The sequence below is a fragment of the Spirosoma litoris genome (assembly GCF_054776755.1).
The window spans coordinates 221,510-238,456 of record NZ_BAAHBI010000035.1 but is presented as its reverse complement, the minus strand read 5'-3'; the positions used below and the strand labels follow the sequence as shown (position 1 = coordinate 238,456).

The window sequence follows — 16,947 nt, the reverse complement described above, 5'->3', positions numbered from 1 at the left end:
TTCGGGTGATAATTTCAGTAGTTCCCTTGTCAATGAGATTCTTTCTGATTTTCTGGGTCAGTGTTTTAGCCTACTTTCCAGCATTCCCGCAGGCTAGCGTATCAAACGTCTATTCGTATACGCTTTTACCAACTGATTATCAGGAGAAAATCTTATTCGAAGGAACCACCCGAGATTACTCCCACTTCCTCATTCAATCCATAACAATAGGCCCCAACCAGCCTGCACAACCGATCCAACAGCTCGATGAAGAAGTACTGTTGCTCGTCAAATCGGGTGAACTTACTCTATCGTTGGGCGATAAACACAAGGCACTAAATCCCGGCAGCCTGGCTATCGTTATGCCTGGTGATGAGTACCGAGTGGAAAATAAAACGGCCCAACCGCTTACTTATTACCAACTCAGGTACACCTCCAACGAAGTTCCGGACCTGGATTTGTATCGGCTGGCGGGCGGCTCCTTCTGGGTCGACTGGCAGGGAATTGACGCCACTCCTACCAGTGAGGGCAGTCAACAGCAGCTGGTCCCCTATCCTACGATCATGAGTAGTCGCATGGCGATGCAGTTGATGACCCTCAAGCCTGGCTTAGAACATCCACCAGTTCATCAGCACCGAGCCGCTGAAGTCATACTTATTCTTGAGAATCCCGTTCAAATGCATATTGCAGGACGGGAAAAAGAAGTCCAGGCTGGGGATATTATTTTTATTGATTCAGAAGTACCCCACAGTATTCACCCAGACAGCCCAACAGGCAGCACTTATGTATCGCTTCAATTTTGACTATACAGTTAGACTGTCGGTTTTGTAATCAGCTGATAACCAGCCGTAACGTAAAAAAGTCCCCACTAGCAATTACTAGCAGGGACTTGGTTTACTAAGATAATTTCTAGGATAGTAAGTTATTAGTAGTAGTACGGTAGCAGTATTTATTTCGATTTGAAGTAAAACATTAGTTACCGAATACGCAAATACATTAATAAAACTTACAATAAAAACCTACGATTATACAATTAAAACGGTTTGTTACCCCAAAAAGTAGTCTACTTTCCAATCCGTCTACCAAACCGTAATACAGTATAGGCTGACGAAATTGGTTTTATGTAGTGTTTTTTTGGGCTCAGGTAGATGATTAATTGGCGAATTGCGGTATTCACCCAATAGCGCAAAGCAGTGTACATGCTTACTAGCCAGGCGTCTATTGCTCAAAAGTACAGTATGGGATACTGCTTATATCAGGTAAGATTATAGGCTGTCAAGGTTAACTACAGCCACAAGGCTTTGAAGCAAAGCTGACCAATGCCATACCAGAACAGACCTGTAAGCAGCAGTAAAAGCGCCCAGGCCCCTATATTGGTCAGGTCAGTTTTCGTAATATCAGTGGTAACAATGATACGTATTTTCATAACAGCAATGGAACATGGAAATACTCCATTGCAAGCAAAGTCCGTACCAAAAACAGGATATACTCCTTGCCTTAATCAGCTTATAAGTAGCTCTTCTTGGCCTCTTCAATATCAGTCTCCGTTAAAAGACCCATCTGGCCAAGGGTGGTTAATCCTTCAACAACCTGAGCCCTCTTTACATCGTCAGACAAATCTGCCGGCGTCTCTCCGTATACTGCCTGGTCAACGGCTACCCGCAGTTGGATAACATTATCTAGCGCAAATACATCATTGAAATGAGCCATTGGCTCATCGTTGGTAGGCTTAGCAGCCAATTTACGTTTTGCCATAGAAAAAGAGCGTTATGTTTCTCGTATTAACCAGAAAACATCCATTAGGTTGGAAATACAGGGGTTTCTGATAAAAAATGGTACTTGTTATCAGTGGTTCTTGTCTATACTTGAGTTCACTACTTGTCAATGGATCACCGAAATCAAACCAATTACTCAGCAATTATTGGTACGCACACAATCGGTAAACCTTTTCGCGGCTTCGCTTAATTCTCATTTTAACGGTACTGATCTTCAGATTGTATAACTCAGCAATTTCTTCAATCCGCATGCCTTGCTCATACTTAAGTTTTAGGAGCGTCTGCTCATTGGTTGACAGACTGGTCATAGCCTGCTGAAGCACTTGAAGCGAATGTTCCTGATTTTGAGTCTCCTGATTATCGACTGCCGTATCCGGGCCATCCGTCTCTTCAAGTGACGAGAGGGGAAGTCGTTTGGCTAAACGAAGTTGTCCGGCACAGTAATTGAATGTAATTGAGTACAGCCAGGTAGAGAAAGTTGACCGTTCATGAAAAGTATCTAATTTACTGAACATCTTGATAAAGATGTCGTGCGTAAAGTCATGGGCATTGTCGGTGTCTTTAGTAATAGATAAACACTGACGATATACTTTATTGGCGTACCGATTATACAGGGTTTCGAAACATTGATTAGGATGCTCTGGCATGTATTGCCGGATCAGCGCTTCGTCGGTTAATGCAGTGGACATAAATGCGTTTTGTAGTTGTAGACATGTAGTTTAGTGGAATAAAATTGCTAGTTATGTAATCGATTAGTGACTAGTATTCGATGAATAGCACAAATCGGCGGTTTTTGGGTAATTATTGGTTTCTTTTCGCTCGATCAATATACCTCAACTGAGATTTTTCCACTGCCCGCAGTGGCAGCGGATTGTCAGGAATAAAACCAGTAGTCACTATTTTTTATAATATATTCTCATTAAAAACACATCCCAACCTCAATAATTATTTACATTAGTATCTAATATTATACTTATAATGTAGGAAATGAATTTATTGCAGACTTATGATCATTACTACAAGTATTAGGCTAAATCATATGGATCAGAATGATGTAGCAATACAGATTACGAGTACGCTGGATACAGCTCGACTAAGCGAATTGTATGGCGATGATGCAGATTATGCCACCAGCATGTTCGAGACGTTTTTAGACGATATATTGCCCGAATTCAATGAATTTAATGAGTTAATGCAGCAGCAACGCTGGGAAGAAGGACGCCAACTGGCCCATAAATTAAGACCTACACTGGGTATGGTTGGTCTATCGGATCTGGAAACCGCACTGGCTCAGTTGGAGAGATTAATCATTACAAAAGTCGAGCCCGAGCAGGTTCGGAATTATTGGCGCTTGTTCTATAACAGTCTACTCAGTAAAAAATCGCTGGTACAGATCGAGTGGGAGCGCCTTCTGACAACTAATAAGGTATGATTCTTAAATGTATAATTGTTGATGATGAAACAATGGCTCGTAAAGCATTGCAACGACTCTGTGAGCAACATGAGTCATTGCAGATAATAGCTATTTGTGAAAACGCAACTCAGGCATTGACTGTATTAGCCGATCAGGAAATCGATCTGCTCTGGCTGGATGTCGAAATGCCAGAATTGTCTGGTTTTGACTTACTGGATCGGCTTCCCACTATGCCGCAAGTTATCCTGACAACGAGCAAAACCGATTATGCATTTGATGCCTTTCAGTATCAGGTTACCGATTATTTAAAAAAACCCATCGCCCAGCTTCGCTTCAAACTAGCCGTTGAAAAGGCCCTGGCCGCCCAGAAAAAACAGGAGCAAATCCAGATGGGCGACAAGAAAGCCATCTACGTAAAGAGTGATGGCCGCTACGTTCGCGTACCTTACGACTCCATCATGTACATTGAAAATACAGGAGACTACGTGAAAATCCAGACCAATAGCCAGCCATTTGTGGTTTATACGACTATGAAATCGCTGGAAGAAAAACTAGGCACCCAATTTCTACGCGTCCATCGGTCCTACATCATCAACCTGGATAAAATTGTAGATATTGAAGAAAGTAACCTGGTTGTAGCGTCGAAAGTGATTCCTATAAGCCGCGCCAATAAGTCTGAGCTAATGAGCCGCTTGAATTTATTATAATTAGATACTCATAATCAATCAATTACTAAGTAATCTAATCAAAATCTGCGGCTTATATTGCGGCAATTACACCTAATGTAATAATAGCCATAGCCAGCAGTGTATAGATAATGTAGTTTAACAGAGTTGAGTGCCTACTACGTGTGTGCATGACAGTTAATTATGAGGAATGCTTCTCTAGTTTAGACTGCAATTCACTTATCAGTCACTATAGATTTATTAAATGGTATAATTGACAACAAATCAGGCATAAACATATGCCTCATCTGGCCGTCCAGCAAGGCCGCCCGAAGTCTACTTATTGCTTCAGGAAGTCAGGCAAAAATAAGTTCAGAAAGCCAAGTACTTCCACATGTACTAAAATGGACGTTCCGTGTCCACAATCGTACACTTCAGCTTCGACCAAATAACGACATCTACCTATATATCAACTACTTATCTTTTTGGTATAGTAGTTGACTTAACACCATTGTGTTTCCATTAATGCACTCAGCCAGTACTAATTCATAGGATAGCAGCATTGCAATGGAGTTTAGGTTAAGAAAACGTGAAGGCCATGCTCACCTTGAAGCATGGCCTTTTTGTTGCTATCATTCAAGGTGTTAGCTCTACGTAAGGTCTGTATGTGAGTAGATTATACCCACGAGCCCGCTTCCGGTTTTGTTTTTATCAACCGGCATTGGTAGATAGCAACAAATTAGAAAGCCCTTATTACCTATGACTACGAAAACCCGCATCGCCAACCAGTGGCTAATTATTAGTAATCTACTCTTAGCTGCTTGCTATGGTCTGGCCGCTACGCTACCCACTCGTAGCGAATTACCCGGAATTAGCCAGCAAGCCCAACCCGCTACAGCCAACGGCTGGCGGCAGCTTTTTAACGGTATCAATTTAACCGGTTGGAAACATGTAGGTAAAGGCAGTATGTCTGTCGAAAATGGCCTCATTCGCGGGCATGGTGGTATGGGTTTGTTATACTGGACAAAAGAAAAATTCGGCAACTGCACCATTCGGGTGGTTTACAAAATGCAGAAAACGAATAGCAATTCGGGCGTTTATATACGAATACCCCTCGAACCTCGCGAAGAATGGATGCCCGTTCACTATGGTTATGAAGTGCAAATTGACAACCACCCCGAAACCTCTAAGGAAGATGACACCCACATAACAGGAACGCTCTATTCATTAAACAAACCACTCGCCAAACCCGGAAAACCTGGTCCTGAATGGAATACAATGGATATTACGCTCGACGGGCCGCGCACTATCATCTCGGTCAACGGGGTAAAAGTGACCGATTATAAAGAAGGCGACCCTGTTCCGGCGCGCAAATTCGATTTTGAGCCTTACCGTGGTCTTCGTCCCAATGAAGGCTATATAGGCTTACAGAATCACGGCGAGCACGATGTTGTTTTCTTCAAGGAGGTATCGGTAAAGCCACTCAGCAAAAACTAGCCCTTTTCTCCAGACTGATCTCTGTTACACATGAAATACGACCAGTTACCGCCTTTACGCCAGTTCAATACCACGAGCCGCTATGGGGCAGTCCTATACACAGCAATCCTATTGCTCCTCGCGACGTCATCGATTATAGCTCAAATCCCGAAATCATATAAAGGAAAGCCATTTCGAGATGCCGACTATACCAAGGGTGCTCAGTTAATCCCTGGTCGGGTTGAGTTAGCATATTATGATCTGGGGGGCGAAGGTGTTGCTTATCATGACACAGACCCGATCAATAAGGGCAGTGGCGAGCTAAATCGTAAACCCGATCATCAACGGCCAGGTGTTCCGGAATACCTGGTGCATTTTAGAGAAAACGAAGGTGTCGATATTTCGTTCACGAAAGACTTCGCCGATTTCAATCACCCCAACAAAGTCGACCCTAAAGTGAACCAGTTGTACATTGGCTGGCAGGAAGATGGCGAATGGACGAATTATACCGTTAACGTACAAGTGCCAGGCCAGTACCGAATCATCACCGTCTACGGTTTTCAAGACAATAAATCGTCGTTATGGCTAAATAATCAAAAAGCGGTTGATCTGGTTATGCCTGAAAACACAGGCGACTATCATCGTTGGACACAGGCAACAGTAGGCGAGATTACTTTCCCCGTTGCCGGGCCTAACCTGCTAACCTTACACTATAACAAAGGCTCAAACCTGGCTTATCTGGATTTTGTGCTGGTTAAAGAAATGCCAGCAGGCAAATGATGCAGGCGTCATATTTCGACCTCGACCGTTGTTCCATTATCCACAAAAACCCGGAATGTACCCCCTAGTTCCTGTGCGCGGGTTTGCATATTTTGCAGTCCATAATGGTGGCTGGAAACCGTTCCATTAGCCCACGTAAAACCCTGACCATCGTCATGAATCTGTAGATTGATATGGCCACTGGGGCTAACCTGCAACTGAACCGTAGCTGTAGATGCCTGGGCATGTTTGACAACATTGGTCAATGCTTCCTGCACAATTCGAAATAGATTCAGCACCTGCGTGGAGGAGAGTCGTTGCGTTTGCGAACCCGTTACCACTACATCAACATTCAGGCCGTCGTCCTGATGAAAGTAGCGATTGATATATTGATCAAGTCGCTCGCCAAACTCTTCGACCGTAAAACTTTCCTGATGGATTGCCCAGATGGTTTCGCGCAGGAGTTTGACAGCTTCACGGGTGTGCATCACAATGTTCCGTAGTCGACTCGCCCATTGCTTGCCATCTTTAACCGACTGTTTCTCCGCCTGATCGCTAATCTGAGTCAGGTTTGTTACAATAAACGCCAGATGCGCGCCCACATTATCATGAAGATCACGGGCAATGCGCTCTTTTTCGACGAGCAAGCTATTTTTCAAGGCCAGCGTCTGCACTTCAGACTGATACGCCCGCTGCTGCTGAACGATACTTTCTTTGACAAGGCGCTCGGTTTGATCGCGGTCCATTTTATAACGATAAGCCAGGGCAACCGTTAACATGAGCACTTCAAACAAAGCGGCTGGTGCATAATAGGCAAAATTGGCAACGGGCTCGTAGGTGGGCAATACACCAAAATTGGAAAAAACCTGCGCGAGGTTTAGCGTATAAAACGGCAACACAGCCAATGAATACAACCAGGCTTCGCCGACATGATATCCTCGAACGATGCTAACGACGATGTAGGCGATAATAATGGGCAGTGGGAGCCAGTAAAGTGCCGAAAACGCCCGGATCATGATCAATTCCAGGGTGGGCGTCAGCGGAATAAACCATTCCGCCGTTAAGACAATCAGGCAAGCGACACCCCCAAATAGAACCCACGTCCCGATTATGTGCCAACGATGTGATGGCGTGTTACGAAGGCTCAGGAATGTACGAACAAAGGTCAGCTGGGAATAAAACAGAATTAGCGGGAACAAAAAGTAAACATTCTGCCTGGGCATCCAGAATTGCGCATCGAACGCAAACTGATTCATGAATCCGTCGTTGATAAAGAAAAATCCAACGAGGCCCAACAGACAAAAAATATACTTCGAATAAATTTGGTCGAATGTCGTCAGAAAAAAAATCAGGCTCATAAACGCCACAAACGTCAGCGTAAACAGCACTCCTCCCCAATATAAATAACTACGCTGTACAAATGAGTTATAGGCCGATTCCCGAACGAGTTCGATGGGAACAATTTGCGTACCCCGATGTTTCAGAACGCGCAAATAAACGGTTACGTTTTGCTGGGCAGGAACGGTAAACGGAAACCAGAAATGACGGTGAGAGCGGATTCGTTGATCGGCCCGTACTTTCCAGCCCATTATCGGTGAGGTCGATAACACCTGATTATTGGCGTCAACCACAAAAAGCTGAAGCTCATCGAAACACCAGAAATCGATTTCAGTAAGCCATTTCTGCTCCTCATGCGATTGATTCTGGGGCCGAAATCTGATCCAGATTGGTTCAGCCAACTTTGTACCCGTAATAATACCGAAGTTAGGAACTGGCGACGTTATTGGCTGGAAAGCAGGTCCAGCAGCCAGCTTGATAACATCGGCGATGGTCTGGGTATGTGAAGAATCGTGTAAATAAGCCAGTCGTCCACTCAATGACGCCCGCTCATCGTGCTCAGGTAGCGCAATGACAGGCTGATTGCTCAATGGCTGTGCCGTTAGTCGGAAAGCCAGTAAACAACAGGTCAGAAATGAAAATACAAATTGGCGAAAGCGTCTCATCAGTGATCCGAGGTACCACTAATGTATGAATTTATTTAAAGAGTGAACGAATGAATGAGTGAAAGAGTGACTGTGCGGTGAAAGTCACGCGCTAGCCACTCTTTCACTCATTCATTCGTTCACTCTTTACAATGTATACCCACCATTATATTGACGCCGAACAAACTGATTGGCGTAGTCGAAATTGGTGATTTTCATGTTGTCGCCGTCCCAGAACAGTTTTTTACGACCCGTGAATTTCCCTCCTTCGCGAGCCAGATAGGAGCGCGTAGCCAGATTGCCCATCAGCACGGTTTCGGTCAGTGGTCCTGACTGATCGAATGACGAGGATGTGTATGCCCCAAATCCCTGTTTGCAGGCCTTTACCCACTGTTGCTGATGGCCTTCTGTTTTACCCTCTACCAATGGCTTTTCAGGCTTTGGCAATTCTTTACCGCTAAACTTGTCGGCAGGCAATAACTTAGGATCATTTCCAAAGAGCCCGCCCGTCAGCATTCCTTTGGTGCCAATAAACAGCATGCCTCCGTCAATTTCCCGGAACACATCGTTATAGTCTATGCCTTCAGGCAGTTGCGGGCGAATACCCCCATCGAACCACGAAAATTTAATCTCTTTCACTTTCTTGTCTTCCGATGGAAACGTTAGGTGAATGGCTGAAGAGGGCGGGCAACTATCGTCATAAAATGCTTCTTTGAAAAAATCGGAATAAACCGAACCGACACTACACTCAACAGACGTTGGGTATTTGAGTTTCAGCGCGCGGAAGGGAACGTCCATAAAGTGGCAGCCCATATCGCCAAGCGCACCTGTTCCGAAATCCCAGTAACCGCGCCAACGCGTAGGCATGTAGGCCTCGTGATAATCACGGGCTGGAGCGGTACCTAGCCAAAGTGGCCAGTTCACTTCGGCCGGAATGGGCTGCGATTCGCCTTTCTCTCTCGGCGACTTAACGCCCTGCGGCCATACGGGTCGATTGGTCCAGCAATACACCGTATGCACATGCCCAATCATTTTGTTCTGGATAGCGGTTTCGATGATGCGTGTAGCATCGCCCGAACTCCCCTGATTGCCCATTTGAGTCACGACTTTATATTTTTGGGCAGCTTCGGTCAGCATCCGAGCCTCGTAAATGTCGTGCGTCAGCGGCTTTTCAACGTACACATGCTTGCCCATTTTCATAGCCGCCATTGCTATGGGTGCGTGCATATGGTCGGGCGTACTGACAATTACGGCGTCGAAGGTCTTCCCCGCCTTATCGAACATTTCGCGGTAATCCTGAAAATAGGGAGCGTTGGGAAACTTAGCGCGGAATTTTTTCGCCTGTCGATCATCGACATCGCACAAGGCTACGAAGTTATCGGACCCATTATTGTAGGCCAACCGGATATTCACATCGGCCTTACCGCCACAGCCTACAGCGGCAATATTGAGCTTATCAGACGGGGGAATAATCCGCGAGCCATCCGCCAGCTTTCCACCCAGCACATGACGCGGCACAATAAAGAAGCTAGCAGCGGCTACTGCACTACCTTCCAGAAATTTACGACGAGAGGGTTTAGACATAAAGGTGAAAGAGTGAAAGAGCGATTTGTCAAGCTTTTATAGTGCAGTAAGTCATAAAATCAGATCTACTACTGCTTCATTTCGCTCTTTCACTCATTCACTCTTTCGCTCTTTAATCTAGCCCATAATCTGACCCATTTTCATGGCGATGCCCATATCACCTTTGATTTTGAGCTTGCCCATCATGACGGCCATCATTGGATTTAAGTCACCATTGCTCATTTTAACGAGATTATCGATCGTTATTTGCAGTTCGCAATCGGCGGGTTTATCGTCATTTGAGACCGTAACAGGCGATTGAGTAGCGTCGATATAAACAACTCCCTGATCAGTTACAAGCTTAACTGTAGCATTGATACTGTCGGCGTGTGTAACTTTGTTCCGAGTTTGCTCGGTTAGTTCTTGCAGAGTCATCAGATTTGGATTTCGTTGTTGAAAAGAAACTCAGCCGCGAAAATAAGGTTTTTGTAACGCGGGTGAAACCCGCGCTTGATGAATATAAAGCGGGTTTCCACCCGCGCTACTTATGCGTTCTCAATATTTAACTCTCCTTTGCATCCTCACATTTCTCAGTTGTGCCTGGGGTTTAGTCGACTCGGCCGTTTCATTCTTTCAGACCGATGCCGTATCTGAAACGACCTACGTGGAAGGTTCCAGCAAAGAGCCTAAGAAAGAAAAAAAGGTCGACACGTACTATGAAGATCGCTCGGCGGGCGATGCACCCACGCCCAGCGATCCTGTTCAGGTGAAGTCACTGGCCATTGCACAGTTTGGTTATTCGTTACTCACACTCATTGGGGCTGTACTTATGTTTCGGCTTCAACGAGTAGGCTTCTGGATTTATGTGGCAGGAGTCGTTGTTGGGCTTGTTCTACCGATAATTCTGGGAGGTGTCGTTGCCTTAAATACGTCCTTCGGTGCGTTTTTTAGTATAATTTTCGCCGGACTATACTGGATTTCACTCAAGGAAATGCATTAATTCTAGTCGATTTTGGGGCAGTTTTACATACGCCATATCTTGAAGATATGGCGTATGTAAACGAATTATTTAACGTGCCAATCGACAAAACCTCTTTTCATACGTTTATATAACACGACTTTGGCAAAAAGCCGTGCCATCGCAACGGCGAGAGATAATTAATCTTGCCGCTTCATTAAACTGTGGCCCGTTTTTTTTGCCAAAGTCCTGTATACTAAAATCACTCACGTATGAACCCGTTACGCTTAACCACATTGCTCCTGATTGTTTGCTTTTCATTGGCTTCCTTCGCTTCCAAAGCCGACGATCCCGATGCGCTTTTAGGCAAATGGCTCAGTTCCAAAAAGAGAAATCAGGTTCAGATTTATAAACAGGGTAATAAATACTATGGCAAACTAGTCTGGATGCTGGAACCTAATGAGCCGGGCACCGGAAAACCAAAAGTCGATAAAGAAAATCCTGACGAAAAACTGCGAAATCGCCCGCTTATGCACTTAGTATTGTTAACGAACCTGACTTATAAAGGCAATAACCAGTGGGGCGACGGGGAGATTTATAACCCTGAAGATGGCAAGACCTATAGTTGCGAAGTGTCGCTCAAAGGTCCAAACGCCATTGATTTACGTGGTTATGTAATGGGGCTGAGTTTCCTGGGAAAATCCAAAACCTGGACACGCGTACAGTGACGTTTGGTGAGTGTGTCATTTTGGATTTAGAATCTTATCGGCCTTATTTTTTGTCATCTCGACGCAAGGAGAGAGCTTAAAATCTCCACCTTGAGATCTCTCCTTGCGTCGAGATGACAAAAAATAATCACACAACATGACTTTCCAGAAGAGCTTCTACTCAACAATCCAGCGCGAGAGGTGATTATACCGTCCTTCCAGTACGATCTTAAAGAATCCTTTAGGGAAAGTCGATACATCGATCGTAGCGGCTTCGGCTTTTACGGGAAACTCACCAAGAAACCTGTAATCGTCGCGCTTGCCTTCTTCGAAGTGATTGGTGGTCGAAACCCAGACTTTTACGGTTCCTTCTGACTCTACAGCTTTCCAGTTCAGCGCAATCTTGCTGCCTTCTTTTTTAACAGTTGGCTCCACAATCGACAGTCTGCCCGTTAGTGGGATGCCATCTACTTCAAAAGCCTGTTCTTTCGGAATTGTCAGTTGCAGATGCCGCGCCATTGTTGGCATAATATCGACAATGCCGGGTGTGTTCTTTTTAAACTGACTGTTAAGGTCTTTGGCGTTGGTCACGATCCAGGTGGCTCGCTCCCGATCCGACTGCCCACCGTGGTTTTTACCCGTTTCAACCGTTCGGCCGTGATCGGTGGTGACGAACAGTTGCCAGTCTTCGCCATAGGTTTTCTGACGATATTGGATGGCCTTCCAGAGCCTCCCCATTTGGTCATCCATAATGTTAACGGCTTTGTAAAACTGCTCACTATCGCCATACTTGTGCCCCATGTCATCGGTATATTCAAGGTACACCCACGATAAATCGGGGCTTTCGTTCTGAATATACTGAGCGGCTTCGTTGACGACTTTCTCATCAATCTGATGAATATACTCCGACTCTTTATCATGCCGATATAGCAGGGTATCATGCTCCAGGCCATCGAATGAATAATCGATTCGAAGATGGCCCGTTTGGGGTAAATCTTCACCGATTAACTTGGTTCGATTATCGAGCCAGGTAGAGAAAACGGCACTTTTTTTGAAGGGATACTGGCTTTCAAAAAAGCGAAAGATGGTCCAATACTGATAATTGGGCGCTTTAATGCTATTGTCCCAGACATTGTGTTTATTGACCCAGGTACCCGTGAGCAGACTGTTATAACCTACTGCCGAAATGGTTGGCGTTTGCGAATACGTGTTTTTCTGACCACCCACATAAGCACGAACGTAACCTCCTTCTTTGGCAATGGCTTTGAGATTTGGCGTGGGTTGTTTTTCAATAACATCCGCCGAAATCCCATCGACAATCACGAACAGGGCTTTTTTCGGTTTCGTTTGCCCCCAACTGTAGTGAGTAAAGAGTAGCAACCCACTCATTAAAAGTCGTAATGTCGATGTTCGTTTCATAGTGTAAATTTTTGACAGGATTAACAGGATATCCATATCACTTTTTAAATCCTGTTTTATCCTGGTAATCCTGTCAAAAATAGAGCTTGTCGTAATATCAACGCGAAACGGCTCAAAATTTCACAACTTCATAATACGCCTTCTTGGGTTTCAGATTCGTGTCGAACAATAGCGGGTAGTTCTTTCGACCTGCTACAGGATGGGTATCCAGCCAGGAACGTTTGTCTGATACATTCCAGAAGGTTACGCCCGTGATTGCTTTTTTCTTTTCGCGAAAAATCCGAAATACATTCCGATACTGTTCCTCTTGTTTCTGCGCCATCTCCGGCGTAAACGCATCCGACTCATCGGGTCGTTTTTCACGCTTGCCCTGCTCCGACGGATATACCGATACATCCAGTTCTGTTATTTGTACCTTCAATCCCAGCGACGAAAATTTGTCAATTGCAGCCTCTAGCGCTAATTCGCCCGGTTCATAGATCGACCAGTGCCCCTGTAAACCCACGCCATTAATGGGCACTTTTGCATCGACTAACTTCTTCAGCAGTTGATAAATTCGATCGCGCTTGCTTGGGCGCTCGGTATTGTAGTCATTATACACAAGTTGCGCATTAGGATCGGCTTCGTGGGCGTATTCAAAGGCTTTCGCAATGAATTCTTCTCCGCATATCTGCGACCAGGGGGAATCCCGAAGGAACTTCTGCGCGTTATCGTCAATCGCTTCATTGACCACATCCCACTGATAAATCTTGCCTTTGTAACGGGTCACCACTTCGATAATGTGGTCTTTCAGCCGTTTCAGCAAGACCTCTTTCGATACCGTTTTACCTTCCGCATCTGTAAATAGCCATTTCGGCGTTTGCTGATGCCAGCAAAGGTTATGTCCCCGAACTTTCATGCCGTGTTTCTGCGCAAAATCGACAATGGCATCCGCATCTTTCCAGTTGTACGTATTTTCTTCTGGATGAATCGGCCCCATTTTCATGGCGTTCTCCGCCGTCAGGCTATTGAACTGCCGAATTATCAACTCGGCTTCAGGGCCAGTCAGGTTACGTGGACCAACAGCAACGCCAATTGGAAAATAATCTTTATAAGCGGATTTGAGAGTCGGTTCGGCGACCTCTGGTTTTAAGGCTGAACCGAGGAGGAGCGCAGAGCCTAAGAGCGAGGAGTAGATGAATCGTTGAGTCATAACTGCGAGCTAATTTGTCGTTGGTGTCGAGTTCTTCAACCCGACACCACTACCACCAACAAGGAAATTTTAAAACCCAATCGAATTGCCCCCATCAACCGGCAAAGAAGCCCCCGTGATGTATTTGGCGGCTTCAGAAGCCAGGAAAACAGCGGCCCAGCCAATGTCTTCAGGCTGACCAAATTTGCCCATAGGCGTCCGGCGCATGGCACGAGCGAAACGGTCGGGGTCGCCACCCATCGCCGTTTTACTCATCGCAGTCTCAATAAAACCAGGCGCAATAGCATTAACCCGAACGCCATTGCCAGAAAACTCCGACGCCAGCACTTTCACCATACCTTCTACCCCGGATTTAGACGCTGCATAAGCAGCAACCCGGTCGATACCGTAGTAGGCAGCCATGGACGAAATCATGATGATAGAGCCTCGTTGGCGCGCCATCATCCGTTGGGCACAGGCACGAGTCAGGCTAAAAACCGAATTCAGATTGGTATGCACGATCCGATCAAAATCCTCGTCGGAAACCTCCAACGCGGGCTTTTTCATATTAATCCCAGCATTGTTTACCAACGTATCGATCGGGCCATAGGTCGCTTCGATTTGCTCTACCAAGCCATCTAGTGAGGCCCGATTCGTCACGTCGTTGACCACGTAATGCGCCCGTTCGCCCAAGGTAGCAACAGCTTCCTGCAACGGTTGCTCCCGCCGACCCGTTATAACAACTTGCCCGCCTGCCTTCACCATACAACGGGCAATATCAAGACCGATACCACTACCACCTCCGGTGATCAGGGCCAGTTTTCCTTCTAGCGAAAAAACGGAATAATTGGATGACTGTTGGGTATTCGTCTCAGCATTTTGTACTTGTTCCACTAGCGTAATTTATAAATTTCAGTTAATTGTTTCACATCTTCCAAGGTGCGGGTGGGTTTCTGAAAAGGAGACGGAATGGGTTGTTTTGAGTACGTCTGGAGGTACAGAACCCAGGAATCGCGCCACCAGATGGCTTCGGTATGCTGGGTGGTCAGGCGACCGGTTATGTCAGCAAAAATTTCCGGATCAACGGCAGGTTTGACCTGCGCCCATTGCTGTTGCATCCATTTGACAGAATCGGCACCAGTGTAAAAACGGGTACAAAGTTCATCCCAAAGCGTTCGCCCAGAGCTTAGTTTTTTAGTCCACGGCACATGATGAAACCAGAGCAAATACGGCAGTGGGCAAGTTTCGGGGTTATTCCACTGTTTCTGCACTTCGGGCCGGTATTGTGCCAGGGCATTACTACCCGATGCAGTCCGGTCGAAGCCGAGACCAATGGAATCAGCCCGGTGATAATAAATGGCTGTCCAGTCGGGTCGGGCACTTTTTTCCTGCCAGGGTTCAGGAGCAAAGTGCACACCCGCCCAGGGGCGTGATAAGCCAATAGGTGTGTTGTAGTCGACATAAATCTCTCGCGATTTTAGCATCAAATCCTTAATGGTATTGACGGCCTTCGGCTCCTGAGTGAGGGTCATCTTTACCCACTCATCGGCAATACCTTCCGATGATAAGGTATGATCCCAGGCCAGCCGCCCGTACGCATACCAGTTGGCTTGCGCCATTGGGTTACCGGTCCAGTTGCGATCGGAACCGGTGTTGGCCACGCCCGCAATGGCCGTTAATCCATAACCATGCAAACTTCCATCAACCACTTTTGCGACAGTCGACCCTTGCCCTTTTACATATGTATCCGATTCCAGACATTCTTTAAAAATCGGAGCTTCATAGACCCAATGCGTTGCAAAACCGGTGTACTCCTGCGTAATCTGAAATTCCATCGACAGGGGCGTTTTGGGCATGTTCCCGAACAACGGCGAAAACGGCTCACGCGGCTGAAAATCAATCGGGCCGTTCTTCACCTGCACAATCACCTTCTTGTCGAATTTACCATCCAAAGGCGTAAATTCTTCGTAGGCCGCTTTGAATCGGTCGGCTTTAGGATCAGCTTTGTAAACAAAGGCCCGCCACATCACAATACCATCGTAAGGGGCCAGTGCTTCGGCCAGCATATTTGCCCCATCGGCATGTGTACGCCCATAATCCTGCGGCCCCGGTTCGCCCTCGGAGTTAGCTTTAACCAGAAATCCGCCGAAATCAGGGATGAGTTTGTAAATGTCCTTGGTCTTATCGGCCCACCATTTCCGAACATTGGGATCAAGCGGATCGGCTGTTTTCAGGCCACCAATAACCTTTGGAGCGGGGAAATAAACCGACAAATACACCCGAATCCCGTAATCCCGAAAGACATTCGCCAACGCAGCCACTTTCTGAATGTACTCATCGGTCAGAAATCGAGCGCTGGCGTTTACATTATTGACCACAGTGCCGTTAATACCAATCGACGCGTTGGCACGGGCATAATCGCGATAGCGCGGATCAACTGTTGCGGGCAGTTCGTACCATTTCCAGAGCGACTCGCCCGCATACCCGCGTTCGATCGTACCGTTCGTATTATCCCAATGATTAAGCAGCCGGTAGCGGATTTTGGGGATGCTGACTAGCGAAAGACTGGCTATCGACTGGCTCGTTTGTAGTTGCCGAAGTAAGGCAAAAACGCCATACAACACCCCAGAATCTGTTTTACCTGAAATGGTAATATTACGTTGTTTACCACTGGTCAGTAAGTAGCCTTCCTTAGCTAGCGCCTGAGTAGTAGCCTCTGGAACAATTGTCAAAATAATCCCTCCTATTCTATTTCCAGCACTAGCGACAATAGGAACAGATTTACCCAATAATCCCCGCAAACCTATTTGCAACTCATCGGCAGCTGATTTCAAAATCGGACTGCTGCCATTAACGGCAATAAACTGCACCGAGCGAGCATATTCTTCCCGTTTGGCTACGTCTTTAATCAGGTCGTATTTCAGCCAAAGGCGATAGCCATCGTCAGCGTGAGCAAACGTACTGATGAGTGTCAGACAAAGTACTAAGTATTTCATTCTATCAGATTGTCGATTTCTGGCCCGGGTTTGAACCCGTGTCTTTTTATGTCGTCAGCATTCGCTGACGCATCAATAGCTTT

The 16,947-nt window shown here is 46.1% G+C and carries 17 protein-coding genes; 7 read left to right on the top strand and 10 right to left on the bottom strand.

What is annotated here, in order from left to right:
- Positions 1-32: 32 nt before the first annotated feature.
- Positions 33-782, top strand: a complete 750-nt coding sequence (locus ACYVGR_RS20235) for a cupin domain-containing protein (protein WP_460960002.1) — start codon at positions 33-35, stop codon at positions 780-782.
- Positions 783-1,264: 482 nt separating this feature from the next.
- Here the strand turns inward: ACYVGR_RS20235 and ACYVGR_RS20230 are convergent, their stop codons facing one another.
- The 3 genes from ACYVGR_RS20230 to ACYVGR_RS20220 form a co-directional block, all read right to left on the bottom strand.
- Positions 1,265-1,405 (bottom strand): hypothetical protein, encoded by a 141-nt coding sequence (locus ACYVGR_RS20230; protein ID WP_460960000.1) that lies wholly within the window; start codon positions 1,403-1,405, stop codon positions 1,265-1,267.
- 80 nt (positions 1,406-1,485) lie between these two features.
- Entirely contained in the window at positions 1,486-1,734 is a 249-nt protein-coding gene (locus tag ACYVGR_RS20225; RefSeq protein ID WP_460959998.1) for a hypothetical protein, read from the bottom strand.
- A 163-nt stretch (positions 1,735-1,897) separates the two neighbouring features.
- Positions 1,898-2,443 (bottom strand): RNA polymerase sigma factor, encoded by a 546-nt coding sequence (locus ACYVGR_RS20220; protein WP_460959996.1) that lies wholly within the window; start codon positions 2,441-2,443, stop codon positions 1,898-1,900.
- A 350-nt stretch (positions 2,444-2,793) separates the two neighbouring features.
- Between ACYVGR_RS20220 and ACYVGR_RS20215 the strand changes: the two genes are divergently transcribed.
- The 4 genes from ACYVGR_RS20215 to ACYVGR_RS20200 all read left to right on the top strand — a co-directional run bounded on the left by ACYVGR_RS20215 (position 2,794) and on the right by ACYVGR_RS20200 (position 6,089).
- Positions 2,794-3,186 carry an Hpt domain-containing protein gene (locus tag ACYVGR_RS20215; RefSeq protein ID WP_460959994.1) on the top strand — a complete coding sequence of 131 codons (393 nt, stop codon included), beginning with the start codon at positions 2,794-2,796 and terminating at the stop codon, positions 3,184-3,186.
- Positions 3,183-3,875, top strand: coding sequence for a LytR/AlgR family response regulator transcription factor (locus tag ACYVGR_RS20210; RefSeq protein WP_460959992.1), 693 nt, complete (start codon positions 3,183-3,185; stop codon positions 3,873-3,875). The genes ACYVGR_RS20215 and ACYVGR_RS20210 overlap by 4 nt, the downstream gene beginning before the upstream one ends.
- A gap of 717 nt (positions 3,876-4,592) precedes the next feature.
- Positions 4,593-5,330: a 3-keto-disaccharide hydrolase gene (locus ACYVGR_RS20205; RefSeq protein WP_460959990.1), complete on the top strand. Its 738-nt coding sequence runs from the start codon at positions 4,593-4,595 to the stop codon at positions 5,328-5,330.
- A gap of 30 nt (positions 5,331-5,360) precedes the next feature.
- The gene (locus ACYVGR_RS20200; RefSeq protein ID WP_460959988.1) at positions 5,361-6,089 is read left to right on the top strand and encodes a hypothetical protein; all 729 of its coding nucleotides are present in this window, start codon (positions 5,361-5,363) and stop codon (positions 6,087-6,089) included.
- An 8-nt stretch (positions 6,090-6,097) separates the two neighbouring features.
- On the opposite strand, the gene ACYVGR_RS20195 is transcribed toward ACYVGR_RS20200, so the two are convergent.
- The 3 genes from ACYVGR_RS20195 to ACYVGR_RS20185 form a co-directional block, all read right to left on the bottom strand.
- The gene (locus ACYVGR_RS20195; protein WP_460959987.1) at positions 6,098-8,071 is read right to left on the bottom strand and encodes a sensor histidine kinase; all 1,974 of its coding nucleotides are present in this window, start codon (positions 8,069-8,071) and stop codon (positions 6,098-6,100) included.
- A 126-nt stretch (positions 8,072-8,197) separates the two neighbouring features.
- Positions 8,198-9,634 carry a Gfo/Idh/MocA family protein gene (locus tag ACYVGR_RS20190; protein ID WP_460959986.1) on the bottom strand — a complete coding sequence of 479 codons (1,437 nt, stop codon included), beginning with the start codon at positions 9,632-9,634 and terminating at the stop codon, positions 8,198-8,200.
- A gap of 117 nt (positions 9,635-9,751) precedes the next feature.
- Positions 9,752-10,048, bottom strand: coding sequence for an SCP2 sterol-binding domain-containing protein (locus ACYVGR_RS20185; protein WP_460959984.1), 297 nt, complete (start codon positions 10,046-10,048; stop codon positions 9,752-9,754).
- Between the two features lie 112 nt (positions 10,049-10,160).
- On the opposite strand from ACYVGR_RS20185, the gene ACYVGR_RS20180 reads away from it, so the two are divergent.
- Positions 10,161-10,613 carry a hypothetical protein gene (locus ACYVGR_RS20180; RefSeq protein ID WP_460959982.1) on the top strand — a complete coding sequence of 151 codons (453 nt, stop codon included), beginning with the start codon at positions 10,161-10,163 and terminating at the stop codon, positions 10,611-10,613.
- Positions 10,614-10,843: 230 nt separating this feature from the next.
- Complete coding sequence (locus tag ACYVGR_RS20175; RefSeq protein WP_460959980.1) at positions 10,844-11,299, top strand: DUF2147 domain-containing protein; 456 nt, start codon at positions 10,844-10,846, stop codon at positions 11,297-11,299.
- Positions 11,300-11,455: 156 nt separating this feature from the next.
- Here the strand turns inward: ACYVGR_RS20175 and ACYVGR_RS20170 are convergent, their stop codons facing one another.
- The 4 genes from ACYVGR_RS20170 to ACYVGR_RS20155 all read right to left on the bottom strand — a co-directional run bounded on the left by ACYVGR_RS20170 (position 11,456) and on the right by ACYVGR_RS20155 (position 16,864).
- Positions 11,456-12,697 carry an alkaline phosphatase family protein gene (locus tag ACYVGR_RS20170; protein WP_460959978.1) on the bottom strand — a complete coding sequence of 414 codons (1,242 nt, stop codon included), beginning with the start codon at positions 12,695-12,697 and terminating at the stop codon, positions 11,456-11,458.
- A 112-nt stretch (positions 12,698-12,809) separates the two neighbouring features.
- Positions 12,810-13,889 carry an endo-1,4-beta-xylanase gene (locus ACYVGR_RS20165; RefSeq protein WP_460959976.1) on the bottom strand — a complete coding sequence of 360 codons (1,080 nt, stop codon included), beginning with the start codon at positions 13,887-13,889 and terminating at the stop codon, positions 12,810-12,812.
- A 69-nt stretch (positions 13,890-13,958) separates the two neighbouring features.
- Positions 13,959-14,762 (bottom strand): SDR family NAD(P)-dependent oxidoreductase, encoded by an 804-nt coding sequence (locus ACYVGR_RS20160; protein ID WP_460959974.1) that lies wholly within the window; start codon positions 14,760-14,762, stop codon positions 13,959-13,961.
- On the bottom strand, positions 14,762-16,864 hold the full coding sequence (locus ACYVGR_RS20155; protein WP_460959972.1) for an alpha-glucuronidase family glycosyl hydrolase: 2,103 nt from the start codon (positions 16,862-16,864) through the stop codon (positions 14,762-14,764). Before ACYVGR_RS20155 ends, ACYVGR_RS20160 begins: the two co-directional genes overlap by 1 nt.
- Positions 16,865-16,947 lie beyond the last annotated feature (83 nt).

What these genes read in the sequence shown, in the direction of transcription:
- ACYVGR_RS20235 (WP_460960002.1), top strand. Translation starts at nt 33, where the DNA reads ATGAGATTCTTTCTGATTTTCTGGGTCAGTGTTTTAGCCTACTTTCCA.
- ACYVGR_RS20230 (WP_460960000.1), bottom strand. Translation starts at nt 1,405, where the DNA reads ATGAAAATACGTATCATTGTTACCACTGATATTACGAAAACTGACCTG.
- ACYVGR_RS20225 (WP_460959998.1), bottom strand. Translation starts at nt 1,734, where the DNA reads ATGGCAAAACGTAAATTGGCTGCTAAGCCTACCAACGATGAGCCAATG.
- ACYVGR_RS20220 (WP_460959996.1), bottom strand. Translation starts at nt 2,443, where the DNA reads ATGTCCACTGCATTAACCGACGAAGCGCTGATCCGGCAATACATGCCA.
- ACYVGR_RS20215 (WP_460959994.1), top strand. Translation starts at nt 2,794, where the DNA reads ATGGATCAGAATGATGTAGCAATACAGATTACGAGTACGCTGGATACA.
- ACYVGR_RS20210 (WP_460959992.1), top strand. Translation starts at nt 3,183, where the DNA reads ATGATTCTTAAATGTATAATTGTTGATGATGAAACAATGGCTCGTAAA.
- ACYVGR_RS20205 (WP_460959990.1), top strand. Translation starts at nt 4,593, where the DNA reads ATGACTACGAAAACCCGCATCGCCAACCAGTGGCTAATTATTAGTAAT.
- ACYVGR_RS20200 (WP_460959988.1), top strand. Translation starts at nt 5,361, where the DNA reads ATGAAATACGACCAGTTACCGCCTTTACGCCAGTTCAATACCACGAGC.
- ACYVGR_RS20195 (WP_460959987.1), bottom strand. Translation starts at nt 8,071, where the DNA reads ATGAGACGCTTTCGCCAATTTGTATTTTCATTTCTGACCTGTTGTTTA.
- ACYVGR_RS20190 (WP_460959986.1), bottom strand. Translation starts at nt 9,634, where the DNA reads ATGTCTAAACCCTCTCGTCGTAAATTTCTGGAAGGTAGTGCAGTAGCC.
- ACYVGR_RS20185 (WP_460959984.1), bottom strand. Translation starts at nt 10,048, where the DNA reads ATGACTCTGCAAGAACTAACCGAGCAAACTCGGAACAAAGTTACACAC.
- ACYVGR_RS20180 (WP_460959982.1), top strand. Translation starts at nt 10,161, where the DNA reads ATGCGTTCTCAATATTTAACTCTCCTTTGCATCCTCACATTTCTCAGT.
- ACYVGR_RS20175 (WP_460959980.1), top strand. Translation starts at nt 10,844, where the DNA reads ATGAACCCGTTACGCTTAACCACATTGCTCCTGATTGTTTGCTTTTCA.
- ACYVGR_RS20170 (WP_460959978.1), bottom strand. Translation starts at nt 12,697, where the DNA reads ATGAAACGAACATCGACATTACGACTTTTAATGAGTGGGTTGCTACTC.
- ACYVGR_RS20165 (WP_460959976.1), bottom strand. Translation starts at nt 13,889, where the DNA reads ATGACTCAACGATTCATCTACTCCTCGCTCTTAGGCTCTGCGCTCCTC.
- ACYVGR_RS20155 (WP_460959972.1), bottom strand. Translation starts at nt 16,864, where the DNA reads ATGAAATACTTAGTACTTTGTCTGACACTCATCAGTACGTTTGCTCAC.